A 3583-nucleotide genomic window follows, 5' to 3' on the forward strand; every position below is an offset into this window, starting at 1 on the left:
ACGGCTTTTCGAAACATTTCGTGCTCGGGGGTCAACACAATGGAGTAGTCCTCCACCGTGTCAAATGGGAACACCATGTGGAGGAAAGGGGCCTTGATATTTAAGCATTAATTTCGTCAAGATTCACATCTTAACATACTTCAAAACGTGGAAGCTTTTTAAATTAGGCGGATTTTTATAGATATGCCAAGTAGTTCTGAAATATTTGAAAAATATATCAAGAGCAGAATATGGTCTAGAAACTACGACGAAGGCGTCCCGCCGGAGGTCGACATCAAACCTTCTCCGCTTTTCACCTATCTAGATAGGCAAGCCGCAGAGAACGGGAGCCGCGCCGCCTACATCTACTTCAACAACCGGGTCACCTACCGCACAGTCGGGGAACACAGCGACAGAGTTGCGGCGGCGCTGAGGGAGTGGGGCGTGGGCAAGGGCGACGTGGTGGCGCTGTATATGCCCAACACCCCGGCTTTCCCCATTATTTACTACGGCGCGTTGAAGATAGGCGCCGTGGTGACCCCCATGAACCCCATGTATACGCCGCGGGAGGTTGCGTGGCAGGCAAAGGACGCCGGGGCGCGGATCATATTCACAGTGGATGTGCTGTATAAAAACGTAGAGGAGGCCGATAAGTTGCACCGCTTCGACCGCGTGGTGGTGGTAGAGGTGAGCGAGTACATGCCGGCCATCATCAAGCCGCTCGCCAAGAGGAGGCTAAAGCCCCCGAAGATACAATACAGCCAGCGCGTAGTGCCATACAAGTCGTTGCTGAGCCACAGCCCGACGCCGTACCGCGCGAATATAAACCCCACGGAGGACTTGGCCGCTTTGATGTACACCGGCGGCACCACGGGGCTCCCAAAAGGCGCCGAGATTACACACGGCAACATCTCCTCCAACCTACAACAGCTAAAGCCCCTCTACGAAGCCGTCAAGCGGAGGAGGGGTCTAGACAGCCTAGTTATGATGGGCTTGCTACCGTGGTATCACATATATGGCCAAGTCACTGTGATGCACTACGGCATATTCGACGGCGCCACCGTCGTCGTGATGCCCCGGCCAGACATCGAGCAGTTGATGAAGCTTGTGCAGAAATACAAAGCCCAGGTCCTCCACGGCGTCCCCACCCTATACAACATGATCATCAACCACCCCAAAGCCGGCCAATTCAACCTTAGAAGCCTAGCCTTCTGCATCTCCGGAGCGGCGCCCCTGCCCGTGGAGGTTGCAAAAAAATTTGAACAAATCACGGGGGCCGTGCTGAGGGAGGGCTACGGCCTTACGGAAACCGCCGTAGTCACCCACGTAAACCCCCTCTACGGCAAGGCAAAGGCAGGGTCCATAGGCCTCCCCATACCATCCACATACGCCGCCATTGCGGACCCCGACAAGCCGGAGCTGTTGCCCCCCGGCCAGGTGGGGGAGATCGTCATCTCCGGGCCGCAGGTATTCAGAGGCTACCACAACCGCCCCGAGGAAAACGCCCAGGCCTTCTTCCACTGTTGCGGTTTGCGGTGGTTTAGAACCGGCGACATGGGGTACATGGACGAGGAGGGCTACTTCTACATAGTCGACAGAAAGAAAGACATGATTAAGTACAAGGGGTACTCCGTCTTCAGCCGCGAAATTGAGGAGGTTCTCTACCAGCACCCCTGTGTGAAGGAGGCGGCGGTAATCGGCGTCCCGCACCCAGAGGCGGGGGAGATACCCAAGGCCTACATAGTGCTGAGAGACGAATGCAAGGGCAGATTGAAGCCGGAGGACATTATTAAATGGACAGAGGATAAGCTGGCTCATTACAAAAGGCCGCGCGCAGTGGAGTTTAGAGACGAGTTGCCTAAGTCTGCCGTGGGCAAAATCCTGAAACGTGAGCTTAGGGCAGAGGAGTTGAGGAGGCTGGCTGAGCAAAAAGCTTAATTCCGGACAACGCCCCGCCGCTGTGAAGATCGGTAGCCTAGAGGTGGGTAGGGTGGGGCTGGGCGCTTGGCAAGCCGGGGGCGGGGCTTGGCGTGTAGATCCGGCTGAGATAAAAAGAGCCTATGAATACGCACTTGACCACGGCCTGAACTTCATAGACACCGCAGAGGTGTATGGAAACGGGAGAAGCGAGAAATTTGTGGGGGAGTTGATACGCCAGCGGCCGCACATCGTCGTTGCGACTAAGGTCGCCGGGTTCCACTGGGGCCGCATCGTCAAGAGCGCAGAGATAAGCAGGAGAAGGATAGGGCGAGTCGACCTACTGCAGTTCCACTGGCCGCCGCCGGTTTACGTGCCAATTTGCAGAGTGGTGCGCGGCTTGGAGAGAGCCGCGGAGCTGGGACTCGCCTCTGAGATAGGCGTCAGCAACTTCGACATGGACCTCATGGAGCAAGCCAAAACGTGTACCAAGAAGTACGAGATCGTCTCCGACCAAGTGGTGTACAACCCGTTGCAGAGGGCCGCGGAGAGGCTGATAGAGGCTGGGAGGAGGATGGGGTTTACAGTCATATCCTGGAGCCCCCTAGCCAAGGGGGCGGCTGTGAAGGAGTCTCTCGGCGACGATCCGGCGAGGAGGCTTGATCCCGCGGTCAAGAGGGCGGCTACGCCCGCGGGGAGGAGGGTAGTTGAGACTATTAGAAAAATCGCCGCGGGTAGGGGGGTCAGCCCGGCGGCTGTGGTGCTGGCTTGGCACGCGGCTAAGGGCGCCTATCCAATTCCGGGGATAAAGACCGTGGAGCAGGCACATGACGTTGTGGAGGCCGTGGGCCTCGAGCTGTCAGAGGCCGAGGTTAGGGCAATAGACGAGGCGTCTGCGCAGTTCGTCCACGGCTCTATATGGCCGTCGGGTATGAGGTACATACCTGGCTTCTTGCTGAAGCTGGGATTTATATTAGCAGGTGTATAAACTTCAACTGACGTATATACTCTTTAAATATACCCTTTTTTCACCTATTCATGCCAAAAGCGGCTGTTATAGGCGCCGGGACGATGGGCCACGGCATTGCTGAGCTTTTCGCAATAGCCGGCTACGAGGTGGCGCTGGTCGACGTCGCCGAGGAGTACCTCAAGAGGGCTCTACAGAACATCGAGTGGTCTCTCAAGAAGCTGGCCGAGAAGGGGCAGGTAAAGGAGGACGTCCAGACAGTTATGAGCCGGATAAAAACCATAGTAAACGACATATGCAAAGCTGTTGAGGGGGTTGAGGTTGTGGTGGAGGCTGTGGTGGAGGATATTGAGGTGAAGAAGAGAGTTTTTGCTGAGGCTGATCGTTGCGCGCCGCCGGAGGCTATACTAGCCACAAACACCTCCTCACTTCCAATAACAGAAATAGCCGAGGCGGTGAAGCCAGAAAGAAAACCAAGGGTGGTGGGAATGCACTTCTTCAACCCACCACCACTAATGCCACTGGTAGAAGTAATTAGGAGTGTCTATACTAGCAGTGAGACGGTGAATAGGGTCGTGGAGTACGCGAGGAGGCTCGGCAAGGAGCCGGTTGTTGTTAATAGGGACGTTCCTGGTTTCATTGTCAATAGAATTCTGGCGAGGGTAAACGAAGCCGCGTGTTGGATAGTTGCAAAGGGTATGGCTACGCCGGAGATTGTGG

Annotated in this window: 3 protein-coding genes; all 3 read left to right on the plus strand. The window is 55.9% G+C overall.

Annotated elements, in window-relative coordinates:
* The first annotated feature begins 183 nt into the window (after window positions 1–183).
* Window positions 184–1917, plus strand: coding sequence for a long-chain-fatty-acid--CoA ligase (locus ACP5J3_RS12030; RefSeq protein ID WP_428495911.1), 1734 nt, complete (start codon window positions 184–186; stop codon window positions 1915–1917).
* Between the two features lie 22 nt (window positions 1918–1939).
* Window positions 1940–2884 (plus strand): aldo/keto reductase, encoded by a 945-nt coding sequence (locus ACP5J3_RS12035; RefSeq protein WP_428495912.1) that lies wholly within the window; start codon window positions 1940–1942, stop codon window positions 2882–2884.
* Between the two features lie 50 nt (window positions 2885–2934).
* Window positions 2935–3583: 3-hydroxyacyl-CoA dehydrogenase family protein (locus tag ACP5J3_RS12040; protein ID WP_428495913.1), on the plus strand; the 649-nt coding region annotated here is incomplete at its 3' end.

The organism is Pyrobaculum sp. (assembly GCF_049971835.1).
GTDB lineage: Archaea > Thermoproteota > Thermoprotei > Thermoproteales > Thermoproteaceae > Pyrobaculum.

Excerpts from the sequence above, each read along its gene's own strand:
- ACP5J3_RS12030 (WP_428495911.1), top strand. The coding sequence starts at position 184 with ATGCCAAGTAGTTCTGAAATATTTGAAAAATATATCAAGAGCAGAATA.